Consider the following 16,817-nt stretch of genomic DNA (forward strand, 5'->3'; position numbering starts at 1 on the left):
TCTCGGGACGGACGAACACAATATTGCATGCTTTTACGAGCATACTTTCGTAAACTACGCGAGGCTGCCGGCAACAATTTCGCTTCTCACCGGTGATCGAACGGTCTGCTCGGATGGTGTTCGGAGTCTACAGCATCGACCGGATCGAACGGTCGAAATCGCCGTTCACTGCTGCACGTCTCGGATTCGGATGGCGGATCGGGACGAGATCTCGAGTAACGAGCCCTCGCCCGTTCACATTTAGGTCATTTATCTCGACTTCCCCACTCTCGGTGATATCCGGCTTCGTCGAGAACGACATCGATGAGACGACGCCAACCGGAACGTCGAACCGACCTACCGAGGGCTCGAGCCTGCGATTTGCCTGGATGACACCAGATACATACTCGCCCGGACCGAGTCGAGCACATGGTCGCACTCACGCCCGACTGTCGGGAAGCCGTCGACGACTCGAGAACGAAGCAGGTCGCCCTCGAGTGTCTGCTGGCTGGAATCGAGACGGCACATCCCGAGGTCCGCGTCGAGGAGACGATCTCGCTTCGAGAAGAGACGCTCGAAATCGACGGTGCCGAGTACGACCTCGAGACTTACGACGACGTGGTGCTCGTCGGTGCCGGTAACGCTGCAGGACAGTTCGCGGCCGCGCTCGAGGATCTCCTCCGGCCCTCCCTGACCGCCGGGGCCGTCGTGACCGACGATCCCGTCGAGACGGAGGTCGTCGACGTACTCTCCGGCGATCACCCGGTTCCGAGCGACGAGGGGGTCCGGAACGCACGGACGGTCCTCGAGTGTGCTCGAGAAGCGAACGAGGGCGACCTCGTCCTTGCCTGTTTCACCGGTGGCGGGAGTGCGTTGCTCGCGGCTCCGGCGGGGCCGTTGACGGTCTCGGACCTGCAGGCAGTGACCGAAGCGTTGCTCGCCTGCGGTGCGTCGATCGACGAGATAAACGCCGTCCGGAAGCACTGTTCGGCGATCAAGGGCGGCCAACTCGCACGCGCCGCCGCGCCAGCGACGGTCGTGACGGTCGCCTTGAGTGATGTCGTCGGCGACGATCTGAGCGTGATCGCCAGCGGCCCGACGGTGCCCGACTCGTCGACGTACGCCGACGCCCTGTCAGTCGTCGACCGATACGACCTTTCGGTTCCGGACTCCGTCCGCGAGCTCCTGCGGGCTGGCGTCGACGGCGACCGAGCCGAAACGCCCACTGTCAGCGACCCCGTCTTCGAATCTGGACGAACGCACGCTCACGTCCTCGGCAACGGACGAACGGCACTCGAGGCTGCAAGTGACGCCGCGTCGAAGCACGGGTACAACCCGCTGGTACTCTCCTCGCGTGTACGCGGCGAATCACGGGAGGCCGCACTCACCCACGTCGCGATCGCCGAGGAATGTCGTGAACACGGAACCCCACTCGAGCCGCCGGCAGTAGTACTGTCGGGCGGGGAGACGACCGTAACGCTGGGTAACCAGTACGGACGCGGTGGACCGAACCAGGAGTTCGTCCTCGCCAGTGCACTCGCACTCGAGAACGACGGGATCGTCGTCTCGGCGGTCGATACGGACGGGATCGACGGCACGACCGACGTCGCCGGTGCGATCGCCGACGCGACGACGATCCCCGAGAAAGCGGGACGCGACGCTCTCGATCGACACGACGCGACGTCCGTTCTCGAGTCGGCAGACGCGGTCGTTCGAACTGGACCGACCGGGACTAACGTGAACGATCTACGCGTGATCGTTATCGATGGTGATCGATCCGAGTGACGACTGTCGGCGGCTAATCGGCACCTGGGTCGGTCCTCCATCCGCTGTCGTGAGTCCTCGACAAAAGTTACACTCATCTGGTCTATTTCAGCATATGAAAGAACCCATACATAGATATGGGTGCACACGCCGGACGGTCGACTGACCTACATTACGAGCGTATCACTGTAAACCCCGAATACTTTTTTACGAGAAGTGCCGACACGTCGGTAGTGAGCGAACGAGCCAGCGACGACACCGAAAGCGTAACGTGTGGCTGCAAGGTCGGTCGGATCACCGACGAGCACGAGCTCTCGGACCTGGACGACCAGCTCGTCCGGTACTGGACAGACAGGACAGAAGAGCGCTACAGCACGCGGGATCTCGCGGAACACGTGAACCAGCAGGTCCTCGCGTCGGCGCTCGACGACTCTGGCCTGCAGTACAGGGACGGCGAAGTAGAAAACACCTATCGACTACTTACCGACGACGACGTCAGTAGCGGGACGCGCGTCCAGACACGCAAGGAACTCGAGCGCGAGGGCATCCCCATCGAAGCTGTCGAGAACGATTTCGTGTCCCACCAGACCGTCTACAACCATCTCACCGACTGTCTCGAGGCTTCGCTGGAGGGTCCTTCGGACGAAGAACGTCTCGAGCGGGGTCGAGACAAACTCGGTGCCCTCCGGAATCGGACCGCTGCGGTCACGAAAGATACTATCGAACAACTCGCCCGCAACGACGTCCTTGCTGTCGGCGAGGTCGACGCCCTCGTCACGATCACGATTACCTGTGAGGAGTGCAAGACGCAGTATACGGTCAGGGACCTCCTCGATCAGGGCGGCTGTGACTGTCGGTCCGGCGAAGAGTGACAGACGGGCCACGATTTCTTTCTCGAAAACTCACGCCGAACCGGCGGAGTTAAATGGTGCTTTATTTTATGTGACTGTTTACGTTTATGTTTACTATTTCGAGATTTGGGTGGTGCCGATTGGCTTTCGACCCCGAGTCGCATCGAACGCGTCTTCGTCGCTTTTCCGCCAACTCTAAACGGCGACTGATTGATCGCCCCTGTCGTGTCGGCCGATTCGGCACAGCAAAAGGGAGCGGCCACTACTGGAGTAACTCTCGGGCGCCCACCGACTGCAAAAACGGCGAGAGAACAGGCGTCCAAACGTGTTTCAAACGGCTTCGATCGCGCGAAAGACTGCTGGAACGATGATCCGCAACTTTCTGACTCGAGACGGCGCAGACAGTTAGTCTCCCCTGGCCGGCGTCGACGGCGGGGAGCGACGGTCGTCGAGACTGAACGAACCGAGCAACTCGCGTAGGTGCTGGGCGTCGGCCTCGAGGTCGGTCGCGGTCGTCGACACTTCGTCGATCGTCGCCGTCGTCTCTTCGGCCGCTGCAGCCGCACCTTCCGCTTCGGTACTCGTCTCGGTGGAAACGTCCGCGACGGCGTCGACGAGCGTTGCAAGTTCCTCGGCAGCAGTCGCCTGGTCGTCGGTCGTCGACGTGATCTCCTGGATGCTCGCGTCGACCTGCTCGATCCCCTCTGCGATCGTCTCCTGCTGGGACTCGAGGTCGTCGACGAGCGACGCGGTGGTTCTCATCTCGTCGTCGACCATCCCAATCTCGTCGACGGTCGTCGCCGTTCGCGTGCGGATCGACTCGAGCGTCTCCTCGATGTCGTCGACCGCGTCCATCGTCTCCTCGGCGAGGGACTTGATCTCGTTTGCGACCACGTTGAAGCCGTCGCCGTCGCCCTGTGCCGTCGCCGCCTCTATCGAGGCGTTCAGCGCGAGCAAATTCGTCTGGTCGGCGATGTCGTCGATCAGCGAGATGATCTCGCCGATCTGTTCGGTCTCGCGGTCGAGTTCTTCCGCCGTTTCGGCGACCGTCTCGGTCGTGTCGGCCAGCGAGTCGATAGTCGTCGCTGCTTGTGAAGCCATTTCACGGCCCTCGTCGGCGAGGCTCGCGACATCTTCGGACTGGTCGGCGATCTCCGTCGTCGTGGCTGCGACCTCTTCGGTCGCGGCCGAGAGATCGCTGACCTCGCTCGCCGCAGCGTCGAGATCTGTCGTCTGTTCGGTCGCCCCGTCGGCAATCTCCTGGACCGACTCGGCGACGTCCTCGCTCGCGATCCGGATCTGCTGGCTCGAACTCTGTAGCTCCGTGGCCACGTCTTCGACCGTCCGAGCCGATGTCTGAACTTCGGCGATGAGTTCACCCATCCGATCTAGCATCTCGTTGAACGAGTCGGCGATCGCCTCGAGCGCCTCGTCTTCGATCTGTGGGTCGAGCCGACGGCCGAGATCGCCGTCAGCACAGGCGTCCATCACATCGGAGAAGCGTTCTGCCTCCGCGACCAGTCGCTCGTTCTTCTCTTCGACCTCGCGGCGCGCCTCCTGGACCCGCTGGCGTTCTTCCTCGAGTTCTTCGGCTCGCCGTTCTGCCTCCTCCTGGGCGTCCTGGGCGCGTTTCTGCTCGGCCTCGAGTTCCTCGAGGTTCGTCTCGAGCGAGTCACGCATCCCTGCGACGGTCTCGTATAGCTGTCCGACCTCGTCGGTGCGTCCGGTCTCGAGGTCGACGTCGAACTCCCCGTCACCGATTCGTTCGGCGCGGTCTCCTAGCCGATGAAGTGCGAGAGCAGTGTTGCCGCCGATAACGATCCCGAACAACCCCAGGTTCATAAAGAAGACGACCAACAACCCAGTCACTGCGGCGGTCGCGCGATCGATGGCACCAGCCTCCGACCCCGAGTGGACGTAGACGCCAAAGAGCACGCCGAAGGCGAGCGTGACCAGGACGACACACCCGAGTGCTGTAGCGATCTTCGCGCTGTATTGCTGGCGGATTCGCTCCGGAACGATCGTCTCTACCCCCATTTAACATCACCTTGATACTTTTGCATTCCGTTCATGGCTGTCTCGTTCAGACGACTAAGAACGAAACCGGATAATTGTTGTTGCCAAACACGGTCGTAATTCCCGAAAATAACTAACTTATAGCCGACATAGATAACCGATCATCACAAATTTGGTGGGGGCTGGTCCCTGACCGAATCGCCCGCCAGTCACCTCTACAGACCCGTCGGAAGTTCGAAATAACTCGTCTCGAGCCCCCACTCCTCGACCAGTTCCTGCAGCGCTCTGACGCCGAACGTCTCGGTCGCGTAGTGGCCCGCCAGGAAAACGTGGATGCCGGCTTCTCGTGCCTCGTGGTAGGCCTTTTGCTTCCCCTCGCCCGTCACCAGCGCGTCGGCACCTGCCTCGACGGCCTCGTCGAGCCAGTCGGTGCCGCTGCCGGTGAGAACCGCGACATCCTCGATCTCGTCGGGACCAAAGTCGAGCACCTGTACCGGCTCGCCACCGGTCTCGAGGCTGTCCTCGAGTCGATCACGGAGGCCGTCGGGCGAGTAAGGATCGGTTGCGGTTCCGCGCTGTCCGACGTATTCGGGGCCGAGTTCACCGAAAGGTCGGCGATTCTCGAGATCGAGGACGTCGGCAACGCCGGCAGCATTACCCAGTTTCTGGTGGCCGTCGAGCGGTAGATGCGAGACGTACAGCGCGAGGCCGTTCTCGACCAGTGGTGCGATCCGGTCGTAGGTCCGGCCGGTGACGCGATCGAAACCGCCCCACGAGATGCCGTGATGGGTGACGAGCACGTCCGCGTCGGCATCGATCGCCCGGTCGAACGTCTCGCAAACGCCGTCGACGGCGAAGGCGACGTGTTCGACCGACGCTTCGTCGGGGCCGACCTGAAGTCCGTTCACGCTCGCGTCCAGATCGGCGTAGTCGTCGATACACAGCGTTTCGTCGAGTCGATCGGCGAGTTCCATCAGTTCCATATTCGTCTTTCACTTTCTGCCGAGGGTTTGTATGCTTGCGGTGGCGGGACGGGTACCGATTTATGTCACGATACCGAACGAGCAGCTATGTCCCGTCAAACGATCTCCCACGAGGACGGTGCAATCTACGAGTTCACTCCCGACCTCGAGCCGATTGCAACCGTCGACTCCGGTGCCGAACTGACGATCGAGACTCGTGACAGCTTGGATGGCGCGGTCCAGTCCGAGGACGACATCATCGAGTCGGTGCCCGAGGAAGTAAACGCCGCGACGGGGCCGATCGCCGTCGAGGCCGCCGAACCCGGCGACGTGTTGCGCGTCGAGATCGAAGCCGTCCGAGTGACGGAGGATCGAGGTCGAGTGATCACTATCGACGGCTTCGGCCTCCTCGACGGGTACGACGAGATCGAGGCGCCCCGAAGCCGGATCACGCCCGTCGAGGACGACTCGATCGCGTTCGACGATCTCGAGGTACCGATCGACCCTGTCGTCGGCACGATCGGCGTCGCACCCGCAGACGAGTCGTACACGACGCTCGTCCCCCACGATCACGGCGGCAATCTCGACACAACCGACGTCACCGGCGGGAACACGATCTATTTCCCAGTGTTTCAGGAAGGGGCGATGCTCGCGATGGGTGACTCCAAGGCCGCCATGGCTGACGGTGAGATGTGCGGCACGGGAGCGGAGATCGCGACCGCCATCGACGTTACCGTCGAAGTAATCGACGACCCAAACGTCGCACTCGAGCGCCCACTGCTCGAGACGGACGACGCCTGGAAGACTGTCGCGAGCGCCGACACGCTCGAACAAGCCTGCAAGTTGGCGAATCTGGACGCGATCGAACTGCTCGCCGCGGAACACGGGATCGACGAAACCGACGCCTACGCGTTCTCGAGTCTCGTCGCAGACCTCGAGATCAGTCAGGTGGTCGATCCACTGGTGACGGTGAGAAACGCTGTCCCACGGGAGTATCTCGCCGATCCGTTCTAACGACGGAGAGGTCTTGTTGAAACCCCCAGTTGGTGATCAGTTACGGAGGCCGTGCTGACTCGATGGAAACGCTGCTATGCCACGAGAGCGTGAACCAAGCATGGGGCACAAGAGACCGACCTGTATTCCGTGCCGTCGAGCACGTGGTGCTGACTGGTCCAAGTACGAAAGAAGCCAAATCATGGGCGTTACAGTCTGGCTGTCGCGGCGCGCGGCAGTCGGGAAGGCCCGAATAGGCGAACCTCTGGTTCACGCACTGGCGCCCCGTGCGAGAAGACACTGTTCGAGGAATCGAGACACGACCACAGTCTCAACTGGAAGTGACGGAAGATCTGTGGACCGCCAGTTCGGTGGCCCTCATACGGAATGCTGTACCGATGTCCCGGCGCGACCGCAGGCGGTCTCGCGGTCGCGCCGGAAATAACTGACAGCGAATCGATCAGTGGCTGGCCAATGTCCGCGTGGGGACTGCTATCGCCCGACAGCGACCGCACCGCATCAAGACTCCGACCGCCTGCCGGATGGGCAGGAGCCAAGACCCGTTGTGGCCCAACCATTTTATCGATAGCGGTGGTTTGGTCGATCAGCAGCGTTTCTATCGGGGAATATAGAGGATAGATTCAGCCCAGCGATGTTGACGTTCTGAACAGACTTTGGCACGTTTCGCTACGTGCTCTCACCGCCCGACAATGGTGTTACATTCAGAAAGTAGTATTAACGAATAGTGCGTGAACAAACTAGAGGATGAGTAGGACGTTGCAGCGTTCCCGAGTAACTGTTTTGTTCCTGGTGATCGTCTGGCTATTTTACGGGCTTCGGTTAGGAGTCGAATCCATCTACGGCGAGGAGTTCGTTCTTTCACTCTTTGTAGTGCGCTTCTCTCATCTAGAGTATGTATGGACCTGGGTGACTGCGCCACTCGGACACGGCAATTTCGCACATTTACTGTTCAACAGCATGCTTGCATTGTATCTCATCCCTCCAGTCGAACGGGCGTTGGGTCCCGCAAAAACGAGCGTGGCTTACATTGTGGGTGGAGCACTCTGTGCTGTCATCGGGACCGTTCTGGTCGTTCTCGTTCGAGTCCCGTTCCTGTCTGATGCTACCGCTACCGGCGGATTGGGTTCGAGTATTGGGTTGTTCGTTCTCTGGGGACTGAGTCTCCGCCACTACTGGTCGCATCGGAATCCGCCGCTGGCCGAGAGTGGCATTATTGTCAAAAACTCCACTCTTTTTGGTATACTGTTAGTCATTAGCCTCGGTGGAATTGCTTTCGATATTTGGCGGAAATCAGCCGGGGTACCATTTCCGGGACTAGGCCACCACTACCACGCTGTCGGACTTGTACTTGGAGCGATGATGAGCGAGGTAGCTTTGTTCGACTAGCAGCCCCAGTCATGGGGGCTTATATCCGCCCGTGCGTAAGCCGTAGGTATGGTTGGAGACGTTGAGATCCCACACCCACCGGAGTTGGAAGACGTCGACCCAAACGACTACGAAGATGCCGAAATCGTAGGGGAGACAGACTACAAGCGGGACGAAATAGCGGACCTGCTCCAGGAAGGTGCGTGGGAACAAGCGTGGGAGCGATGGGTATCGGATACCGACCTGACCGAAGACGAATATATGATCGTAGCAGATATTGGACTGATCCAGAAGTTCGATTTCTTTTGGGATTCTTTCGCCGATCGAGTCGGCTATCACGCGCCAGGGATTCCCGAGGATTGGCAAACGCGAGAGTATCACCCCGACCTCGAGACTTGGGGAACCGTGTCTGCAATTAATGCGGAACTCACAGAGCTGGGGCAACTGGTCTGTGAAGTGTTGAAAGAAGACTATATCGAGTGGGAATCCGATTACGAACCGCCGGACGACCTACCCGACTTCTGAGTTAGACGGACCCGAAAGTCGTCCGTCCGTCCCGAAACTGACCGCCGATAGTCGACCTCGTCGGCGGCACTACTGGTCGCATCCCCGTACACGCCGGGATAGACTGCCGCCAGTTCCAGTGGCTTGCGTGGTTCGACCTCGAGTGCCAGCCAGTCCGTACGGCAGGCCGGGGTCGAGAATCTTTTCGAGTCGACCGTCGAATCGTCTGCGTGAGACACAACTATTGGCGTTCCTCCCAGATATCTCATACAGGGGCCGGGCTCGAATACCTGCAGATAAGGCCTTCGTTCCCGTAGTTGTGGTTCGAACGTCGGATCTTTCGACGAAAGTACCAAATAGCGTTTACACTATCCTATCTTTGCTGGTGTATGGAGAACACTCCCAACACGACGTATCGACGACGAGTCCTCGGTTCGATCGGAATCGGAACTGCAGTCAGTCTCACCGGCTGTCTCGGTGATGGGGAATCGACAGAGCGAGACGAAGACGACAACAGCGAGGAGGTAGACGAGCAGATAAACGACGGGCCCGAACAGGACGACGGAGACGAAGAGACACTCGAGCAGGTGGAATTCCCGGACGGAGAAGAGTGTGGGATCTGTAATATGGTTGTCGGGGAGCATCCGGACTGGAACGCCCAGTTGGTCCACGACGATGGTCACCGGGAGTTCTTCTGCTCGGCCGGCTGTATGGCCGCCTACTACGGGGCTCCGGCGGAGTTCGGCGGTCCCGACGCCGAGATCGACGGCGTCTGGGTCACGGACTTCGAGACGGGTGAGCTGATCGACGCCTCGGAGGCGTCTTTCGTGCGTGTGGCCGATCCCGATCACGTCGACGACATCATGATGCGGAACCCGACCCCGTTCGCCGACAGGGACGACGCCGACGCCTTCGTCGACGAGTTCGAGGAGTACGACGAAGACGACATCATCGAGTTGTCGGCGTTCGACCGGGAACTCGCGGAGTTCTACCGGAGCGGGTTCTTCGAGGACGACGAGAACGGCGATGGCGACGGCCACGACCACTGATACGGACTGCTGTACCGATGTACCGGCACGACCGCAGGAAGGCTCGCGGTTGCGCCAGAAATGACTGACAGCAAACCGTATGACCTGGCCGCATCGATCGGTGTCCGATGAGCACACTCCCCGTGACGCTCGCCACGTTTCCACGAGCGGTCGCCGATTCGCTCGAGCCGTGGCTGTCGGGGAGAGTTGCAATCGCCACCGGAGAGTGGGTCTCTCCGGCCCTTGCACCGCTTTTGCTCGTCGTCATCGTCCTCGCTACGGTCGGAACGACCGTCCTCTTTGTCGTCGGATTCGGCAGCTACCTTCGCAGGCGAACGGTCAGGTACCGGCTCCTGACGGTCGTCCTTGGACTCCTCGTAGTCCGATCTGCCGTCGGCCTCGGCACGGTGTTCGCCGTCGTTCCGATGACCGTCCACCACCTCGTCGAGCACGGGATCGACGTCCTGATCGCGACGTCTCTCCTCTATCTGGTCGTCAGGGAGAGACCACCTGGGACGGCCTACGGGGATGGTGAGTGAGCACCCCACTCACTGCACGGTCGTCGCTGGCGGCACGTCCTCCTCGAGTGCGTCATCGAGTGCTGCCGTCACACACTCGGAGTCGTCGGGTGGAGCGAGAACGGGGTTCGACGTCGCTATGCGTCGTGGTTCGTCGACGACGGCGATAAACGACGTGACGGACGCCCCCACAGTTACTTTTTCGAGTGTCGTCTACTCCGGTATGGGAAGCAATACCGACGGCGGCCGGGACTACAGTCTCACGGAACTCTTCGCTATCAAGTTCGTCTTGGCGGACGTCGTTATCATCGCGGCGCTGTTGCTCGCTGGACCGATCTCTGCAGTGGTGATTACGGGGCTGTTCGTTCTCAGTTTCGTGCTCGTGTGGTCTCTCACGCAGCGGGACCGATCTTCGGCCACCGAGGGGTCGGCCGCGGACGTCAGAACGCACGCGGGCGAAGCGTCCGATCCAGTCACGAAACTTCAACGTCGGTACGCCGCGGGCGAACTCTCGGACGACGAGTTCGAAGAGAAACTCGAGCGCCTGATCGCGGCCAACGAGCGAGCGAAAGCGGCTGACGTCGAAACGGACGACCTGGAACTCGAGTTCGAGCGGTGAGCCGATCGAGGGAAACACTCAATCGGCAGTCGGCCATAGATGCGCTCGATGACCGACTACGAGGGGGTGATCCTCGACGTCGACGGAACGATCGTTCGGGGCAGCGAATTGATCCCCGGTGCTGACGACGGCCTCCGGACGCTCCAGACGGTCGACTGCTCGAAACTGCTGTTCTCGAACAACCCGACGCGTGGAAGCGTCCACTATCGAGAGAAACTCGAGCCCCACGGGTTCGAGGTCGATCCCACGTCCGTGCTGACCTCGGCGACCGTCACGGCAGAGTACCTCTCCCGAACTCACTCCGACGAGTCGGTCTATCTCGTCGGCGGGGATCGCCTCGCGTCGATCCTCACGGATGCGGGGCTCGATCTGGCGGCCGAACCCGGCGACGCCGAAGTCGTTCTCGGCTCGTTCGACGACGAGTTCTCCTACGGGACGCTCTGGGAGGCCCTGCAGGCGCTCGAGGGCAACGTGCCGTTCTACGGCACGGACCCCGACACGACGATCCCCGTCGGCGATGGAACGATTCCCGGGTCGGGGGCGATCCTCGCGGCGATGGAAGCCGTCGCCGGCCGCGACGTGGACGCGATCCTCGGGAAGCCGTCAAAGATCGCCGCCGACGCCGCAAAAAAGCGTCTCGAGGCCGCGCCGTCCGACACCCTGGTCGTCGGCGATCGCCTCGATACCGATGTCGCTCTCGGGAACCGGGCTGGGATGACGACCGCCGTCGTGCTCACCGGCGTTACGGACCGATCGGACCTCGATGACGCTGCCGTCGAACCCGATCACGTCCTCGAGTCGCTGGGCGACCTCGAGTCGATACTTTAACGTGTCAGTCGATCCGATTCGAAGTCGTTCTTTTCAGGCCGGAGCAGCGCCACTGTGACCGGCCGGTCACCGCCCGTCAGCGGATTCCACCGATGACAGATCGAATCGAGAACGCACTGGCACAGTACAGCACCGAGAGTACGGTCGTCCGCGAATTACACGACGTGCCGCCCTACCGGGTATACGAGATCCGATTCGGCGGCAGGCCCGCAGTGGTGAAAGTCGACGCTCACCCTCGAGGACACGCAGCGGACGAGGGACGCGTCCACGAGTACGTTGCGACGAACACGTCGGCCACGGTTCCGGAGGTACTGGCCGTCGGAACCGACCACTACGTCACGGCCTGGCGACGGGAGTTAGCGGACGCCGCCGAGGCCGTCGAACCGGGGTGGGCGTACGCCGCTGGCGAGTGGCTGGGAACGCTCCACGCCGACACTGTCGGCGAGTTCGACGGGTTCGGACGGCCGCGAAACGACGCCGGGAGCCTCGGGGTCACGCTACACGAGACCTGGATCGACGCCGTCACAGCGCGCATCGAACACCATCGGCGCTATCTGGCCCCCAGTACGGCGACGTGGCCGACGCCATCGGCCAGTTCTTCCGAGAGCATCCAGCGGTCCTCGAGGGCGCCGGCGCCCCCGTCCTGTGTCACGGGGACGTCCACCCCGAACACCACGTTCGGACGGGGGACGAGGAGGTCCTCGGTATCGACTTCGAACACGCACTCGTCGCTCCCGCCGAATACGACTACTGGCGGACGGTGATACCGTACTTCGAGGCACGCGACGGCGTCGACGAGCGCGTCGAGCGGAAGTTCCGGGACGGCTACGAATCCGTCCGATCGCTCCCCGACGACGGAGCGCAGCGACGACCGCTGTACTCCCTGCTGAACTCGGTCGCGTTCCTCGAGTCGCTCCACCTCCAGAAAGTCGTCGACCCGGAAGAACGCGACGAGATGGGCGGCCGGATACGGGACCGGGCACTCGAAATACTCGAGGAGGTCCGCGACTCCCGCGGATAGTTCCCTGTGGGGGACCACTCATTTCGTCGCCGCCGGGAAAACATATTTGTTCGAACGCATCGATAGACTCACATATGAGGGACAAACTCACGAACGTGTTCCGGCGTGCCCGGTACGCGGCGATCGGTGCGGCTATCGGCGCCGCGATCGGTGGCGTGTTCAGTCGAAACGCAGCGAGCACCGGCGGTGCGATCGGTGGTCTCGTCGGTGCGACCGTCGCGGAGACGCGTGACACCGCGAGCAACTACGTAGAGGAGGCGAAAAACCGGAACGTAGAGATCAACTAATCTCGGCCGCGCTGTATCGCCTTCGAATAGTCATTCTTCCAATACATGGGCGACCTCGTCACCCCACCGTCGCTCGAGCGCGGCAGTCAGGTCGCAGTCGTCGCACCGTCGTCGAACCCCACGAGCGAGTTCCCACACGTCTACGAACTCGGCCTCGAGCGACTCCGGGCGGTGTTCGACCTCGAGCCCGTCGAGTACCCGACGGTTTCGATGGATCAGGAGACGCTGGCGAACGATCCGGAAGCGCGCGCGAAAGACGTGATGGACGCCTTCGAAGATCCCGAGATAGACGGCGTCATCACGGTCATCGGCGGGAACGTCCAGATCAAGATCCTCGAGCACTTAGAGCCCGAGATCCTCCGGGAGAACCCGACCCGGTTCTACGGCTACAGCGACAGCACGAACCTCGCGCTGTATCTCTGGAACCTCGGCATCGTCTCCTACTACGGGCCGACGGTGATGGTCGAACTCGGGATGGACGGCCACACGTTCGATCACACCGTCGAGTACACCGAACGTGCGTTCTTCGAGGAGTCGTTCGGCGAGATTCGTCCCGCCGAGCGATTCACCGACGAACCCGGCGACTGGATCGATCCCGACTCCCTCGAGGAACCACGAGAAACCGAACTCAACCCCGGCTGGCAGTTGGCCGGCGGCGACGACCCCGTCGAGGGCCGGCTCTGGGGTGGCTGCCTCGAGGTCCTCGACCAGCAGTTCCTCGCCGAGCGGTACCTGCCCGACGAGGCGGAACTCGAGGGAACGATCCTCGCGCTCGAGACAGCCGAAGAACTGCCGGAACCGACCTGGGTCGAAGGCGTGCTCCAGGCGCTGGGCGAACGCGGACTGCTCGAGCGGTTCGCCGGTGTCCTCGTCGGTCGACCTGCGAGCAGATCCCATCTCGAGGATCGGCCGCCGGAACGACGCGAACGCTACCGAGAACAACAGCGTGACGCGATCACGGGCTCCTTCGCAGAGTACAATCCCGACGCACCAATCGTCTTCGATGTCGACTTCGGCCACACGTGGCCGACGACGCCGATTCCGATCGGCAGTCGCGTCGAAATCGAGCCGGAAGCGGCAACGATCCGCTTCGAGTAATCAACTGTCCCCGTTCTCTCCCTCGAGTGCCTCTTGCTGGAGTTGTGTCTCTTGTTCCGTGGTGACTATCAGATCGGGTACCGGCGTCGGCGCGTTGTCCTCGTCGATTGCGACGTAGACGAAGTACGATTCGGTCGTCTTCTCGCGTTCCCGCGTCCGGAGGTCTTCGCGTTCGGTGACCAGCCGCACCTTGACGCTCGAGGTGCCCGCCTCGTAGACGTAGGCCGTGATGTAGGCCGTGTCGCCGACAGGGATGGGCCGCTCGAAGTTCATTCGATTGACCCGTGCGGTGACACAGGTTTCGCCTGCGAACCGCATTGCAGACATCGCCCCCACTTCGTCCATCCACTTCATGACGTTGCCCCCGTGAGCGACCTCGAGCATATTTCCGTGCTGTGGCTGGACCATCTCCCGGTTCTCGACGACCGTTTCGCTGAGATTCGTCATCGACCGACGTTTAGCCAGGAGCGCATTGACTCTTTCACTCTCCATCGGTCGGTTCGATACTGGTAAAAGTCGCGGCCTAGTTGAACCACTAATGAGCGATGGAGGCGACGCCGACGTGCCGGAGCCACCAGACCCACCCGAGTCGGGCGGTGACTCCGGTTCCGTCGACGTCCTCGGAACTGCACACGTCTCGCAAGCGAGCGTCGACGAAGTTCACGAGACGGTCGACGAGAAACGACCCGACGTCGTCGCGGTAGAACTGGACGAAGGCCGCTACCGCCAGATGCAAGGCGGCACACCCGACGACCTCGAGGCCAAGGACCTGCTGTCGGGCAACACCGTGTTCCAGTTTCTGGCCTACTGGATGCTGTCGTACGTCCAGTCGCGGCTAGGCGACCAGTTCGATGTCGAGCCCGGTGCCGACATGCAAGCGGCGATCGACGCCGCCGAACGAAACGGCAGCGGCGTCGCGCTTGTCGACCGAGACATCCAAGTGACGATCCAGCGGTTCTGGAGTCGTCTCTCGTTCACGGAAAAACTGAAGATGGTCGGTGGACTGGCGCTTGGCATCACCGATCCCCGGACGCTCGGGATCACCTTCGGTGCCGTCCTCGGACTGTTCGTCGGACTCGTCGGAACCGCGTTCGTCGCCCCACTCCTCGGCTACGGCGAGACGCTGCTGTTCGGGATTACCGACCCCACGACGCTACAGTACGTCGGTTCCCTCGGCGTCGGTGCCCTCGTCGGCGTCTTGCTCGGACTGCTCTTTCTCCCGTCGCTCGAGTCCGCCGGCGACGACGGAATCGTTGCCGGCTTCCAGTTGCGTCTCGTCGCCGGAGCAGCCGTCGGAATCGTCGGCTGTCTCGCGCTCGTCGCAACCGAGACGTTCGTCGGACCGCTGTCGGCGACGAACTTCGAGACCGCTGGCGTCTACTCGATCCGTGGCAGCGTCGGACTGGTCGCCGGTCTCGGACTCGGCGTGCTCGCCGGTGCAATCTTCGGATTCGTCCTCGAGAGTCTCGGCGGCGACGTCGAAGACGTCGAAGAGATCGACATCGAAGAGTTGACCGACGGCGACGTCGTCGGTGCGATGATGGAGGAGTTCCGTCGGTTCAGTCCACGCGGTGCAAATGCCCTGATCGACGAACGTGACGCCTACATCGCGCACAAACTCCACGTGCTCCGCCAGCAGGGCTACGACGTGCTCGCGGTCGTCGGTGCCGGCCACCGTGCAGGAATCGAACGCTACCTCGAGAATCCCAGCGAACTGCCGCCGATGGAGTCGCTGACAGGGACGGCCTCGAGTCGCCGGTTCTCGCCGCTGAAGATATTCGGCTATCTGGTCATGGTCGCGTTCTTCGGGTTTTTCTTCCTGCTTTTGATGGCCGGCGTTCGGAACACGTTCCTTCTGCAGATTTTCCTCGCGTGGTTCCTGTTCAACGGCATCTTCGCGTTTACGCTCGCCCGGCTTGCGGGAGCACGCTGGACCAGCGCGGGGGTCGGCGGTCTGGTCGCCTGGCTCACGAGCATCAATCCGATGCTCGCACCTGGCTGGTTCGCCGGTTACGTCGAACTCAGGCACCGGCCGGTCAACGTCCGCGACATCCAGACGCTCAACGAGATCGTCGACGACACCAGTCGTCCCATCGGCGAGGCTGTCGGCGAGATGTTCGACGTTCCCCTCTTTCGGCTGATCATGATCGTCGCTCTGACGAACGTCGGGAGCATGATCGCATCGTTCCTGTTTTTCATCGTCGTCGTTCCCTGGCTCGGCCAAGACATCGGTGGTGTCGACGCGCTGATGAACGAACTTCTTCGGGGTGCGCGTAACAGCCTCGAGCTCCTTCGGGGGCTGATTACGTGACCGTCCGCGACAGCCGCCGCTCCGGAGCCGAACTCACGTTCAGCGACAAGGAGCTGTTCGATCTCGCGGTGGCCTGGGTCGTCCTGAGCGTCGCGTTCGCGCTGTTGCTCGCGCCGATTCACCGGGTGGCAGGTGTCGGCGTCGGCGACTTCGCCACGATGATCGCGTTGAGTTTCGTCACCGTCGGCGTCGCGTTTCTCTTGCACGAACTCGCGCACAAGGTGGTGGCGATCGAGTACGGGCAGATAGCCGAATTTCGGGCGGACTATCAGATGTTGTTCTTGGCGATCATGAGTGCACTGATCGGCTTTCTCTTTGCCGCGCCGGGTGCCGTCTATCACCGTGGACGGATCACCAAGCGGGAAAACGCCATGGTCGCACTGGCGGGCCCCGTAACGAACCACGTCCTCGCCGTGCTCTTCTTCCCGCTTATGGCCTTCGGAGGGTTCCTCGGCCAGATCGGACACATGGGTGTGCTCATCAACCTCTTTCTCGCTGCCTTCAACATGCTCCCGTTCGGTCCACTCGACGGGAAGACGGTCTACGACTGGAACACGACAGTCTTCGCTGGCGTCTTCGGGATCAGCGTGCTACTGCTCGTCGGGTTCTTCGTCGCCTTCTGACGGCGAATCGGCTCGCGGTCAGTATTCGC

Annotated in this window: 18 protein-coding genes; 14 read left to right on the top strand and 4 right to left on the bottom strand. The window is 61.8% G+C overall.

Annotated features, from left to right (window positions below; all coding sequences use genetic code 11):
• The first annotated feature begins 408 nt into the window (after positions 1-408).
• Together NATGR_RS15345 and rdfA are read left to right on the top strand one after the other, a co-directional pair.
• On the top strand, positions 409-1,764 hold the full coding sequence (locus NATGR_RS15345; protein ID WP_005580977.1) for a glycerate kinase type-2 family protein: 1,356 nt from the start codon (positions 409-411) through the stop codon (positions 1,762-1,764).
• Between the two features lie 212 nt (positions 1,765-1,976).
• A complete protein-coding gene (gene rdfA, locus NATGR_RS15350; protein WP_005580979.1) occupies positions 1,977-2,615 on the top strand; it encodes a rod-determining factor RdfA in 639 nt (212 codons plus the stop codon).
• Positions 2,616-2,999: 384 nt separating this feature from the next.
• On the opposite strand, the gene NATGR_RS15355 is transcribed toward rdfA, so the two are convergent.
• Complete coding sequence (locus tag NATGR_RS15355; protein ID WP_005580981.1) at positions 3,000-4,631, bottom strand: methyl-accepting chemotaxis protein; 1,632 nt, start codon at positions 4,629-4,631, stop codon at positions 3,000-3,002.
• A 194-nt stretch (positions 4,632-4,825) separates the two neighbouring features.
• Positions 4,826-5,593, bottom strand: coding sequence for a Nif3-like dinuclear metal center hexameric protein (locus NATGR_RS15360; protein ID WP_005580983.1), 768 nt, complete (start codon positions 5,591-5,593; stop codon positions 4,826-4,828).
• A gap of 87 nt (positions 5,594-5,680) precedes the next feature.
• On the opposite strand from NATGR_RS15360, the gene NATGR_RS15365 reads away from it, so the two are divergent.
• The 5 genes from NATGR_RS15365 (at position 5,681) to NATGR_RS15385 (ending at position 10,022) form a co-directional block, all read left to right on the top strand.
• Complete coding sequence (locus tag NATGR_RS15365) at positions 5,681-6,586, top strand: acetamidase/formamidase family protein (RefSeq protein ID WP_005580984.1); 906 nt, start codon at positions 5,681-5,683, stop codon at positions 6,584-6,586.
• 744 nt (positions 6,587-7,330) lie between these two features.
• Positions 7,331-7,972, top strand: a complete 642-nt coding sequence (locus tag NATGR_RS15370) for a rhomboid family intramembrane serine protease (protein ID WP_005580985.1) — start codon at positions 7,331-7,333, stop codon at positions 7,970-7,972.
• Positions 7,973-8,020: 48 nt separating this feature from the next.
• The gene (locus tag NATGR_RS15375; RefSeq protein WP_005580986.1) at positions 8,021-8,476 is read left to right on the top strand and encodes a hypothetical protein; all 456 of its coding nucleotides are present in this window, start codon (positions 8,021-8,023) and stop codon (positions 8,474-8,476) included.
• 368 nt (positions 8,477-8,844) lie between these two features.
• Complete coding sequence (locus NATGR_RS15380; protein WP_005580988.1) at positions 8,845-9,504, top strand: nitrous oxide reductase accessory protein NosL; 660 nt, start codon at positions 8,845-8,847, stop codon at positions 9,502-9,504.
• Between the two features lie 107 nt (positions 9,505-9,611).
• A complete protein-coding gene (locus NATGR_RS15385) occupies positions 9,612-10,022 on the top strand; it encodes a DUF7471 family protein (RefSeq protein ID WP_015233778.1) in 411 nt (136 codons plus the stop codon).
• A gap of 9 nt (positions 10,023-10,031) precedes the next feature.
• On the opposite strand, the gene NATGR_RS19630 is transcribed toward NATGR_RS15385, so the two are convergent.
• Positions 10,032-10,193 carry a hypothetical protein gene (locus tag NATGR_RS19630; RefSeq protein WP_155897300.1) on the bottom strand — a complete coding sequence of 54 codons (162 nt, stop codon included), beginning with the start codon at positions 10,191-10,193 and terminating at the stop codon, positions 10,032-10,034.
• Positions 10,194-10,224: 31 nt separating this feature from the next.
• Between NATGR_RS19630 and NATGR_RS15390 the strand changes: the two genes are divergently transcribed.
• The 5 genes from NATGR_RS15390 (at position 10,225) to NATGR_RS15410 (ending at position 13,854) form a co-directional block, all read left to right on the top strand.
• The gene (locus NATGR_RS15390) at positions 10,225-10,620 is read left to right on the top strand and encodes an SHOCT domain-containing protein (RefSeq protein WP_005580996.1); all 396 of its coding nucleotides are present in this window, start codon (positions 10,225-10,227) and stop codon (positions 10,618-10,620) included.
• Positions 10,621-10,668: 48 nt separating this feature from the next.
• A complete protein-coding gene (locus tag NATGR_RS15395; RefSeq protein WP_015233779.1) occupies positions 10,669-11,448 on the top strand; it encodes an HAD-IIA family hydrolase in 780 nt (259 codons plus the stop codon).
• Positions 11,449-11,857: 409 nt separating this feature from the next.
• Positions 11,858-12,469, top strand: a complete 612-nt coding sequence (locus tag NATGR_RS15400) for a phosphotransferase (RefSeq protein ID WP_074929657.1) — start codon at positions 11,858-11,860, stop codon at positions 12,467-12,469.
• 74 nt (positions 12,470-12,543) lie between these two features.
• Entirely contained in the window at positions 12,544-12,756 is a 213-nt protein-coding gene (locus NATGR_RS15405; protein WP_005581002.1) for a hypothetical protein, read from the top strand.
• A gap of 45 nt (positions 12,757-12,801) precedes the next feature.
• Complete coding sequence (locus tag NATGR_RS15410; RefSeq protein WP_005581003.1) at positions 12,802-13,854, top strand: S66 family peptidase; 1,053 nt, start codon at positions 12,802-12,804, stop codon at positions 13,852-13,854.
• Here NATGR_RS15410 and NATGR_RS15415 read toward each other — a convergent pair whose 3' ends face one another.
• Positions 13,855-14,301, bottom strand: a complete 447-nt coding sequence (locus tag NATGR_RS15415) for an acyl-CoA thioesterase (protein WP_005581004.1) — start codon at positions 14,299-14,301, stop codon at positions 13,855-13,857. It abuts the gene before it with no gap.
• 91 nt (positions 14,302-14,392) lie between these two features.
• On the opposite strand from NATGR_RS15415, the gene NATGR_RS15420 reads away from it, so the two are divergent.
• Together NATGR_RS15420 and NATGR_RS15425 are read left to right on the top strand one after the other, a co-directional pair.
• Complete coding sequence (locus NATGR_RS15420; protein ID WP_005581005.1) at positions 14,393-16,165, top strand: TraB/GumN family protein; 1,773 nt, start codon at positions 14,393-14,395, stop codon at positions 16,163-16,165.
• The gene (locus tag NATGR_RS15425) at positions 16,162-16,788 is read left to right on the top strand and encodes a zinc metalloprotease (RefSeq protein WP_005581006.1); all 627 of its coding nucleotides are present in this window, start codon (positions 16,162-16,164) and stop codon (positions 16,786-16,788) included. Before NATGR_RS15420 ends, NATGR_RS15425 begins: the two co-directional genes overlap by 4 nt.
• Positions 16,789-16,817: the final 29 nt, after the last annotated feature.

It is taken from the genome of Natronobacterium gregoryi SP2, from assembly GCF_000230715.2.
Taxonomy (GTDB): domain Archaea; phylum Halobacteriota; class Halobacteria; order Halobacteriales; family Natrialbaceae; genus Natronobacterium; species Natronobacterium gregoryi.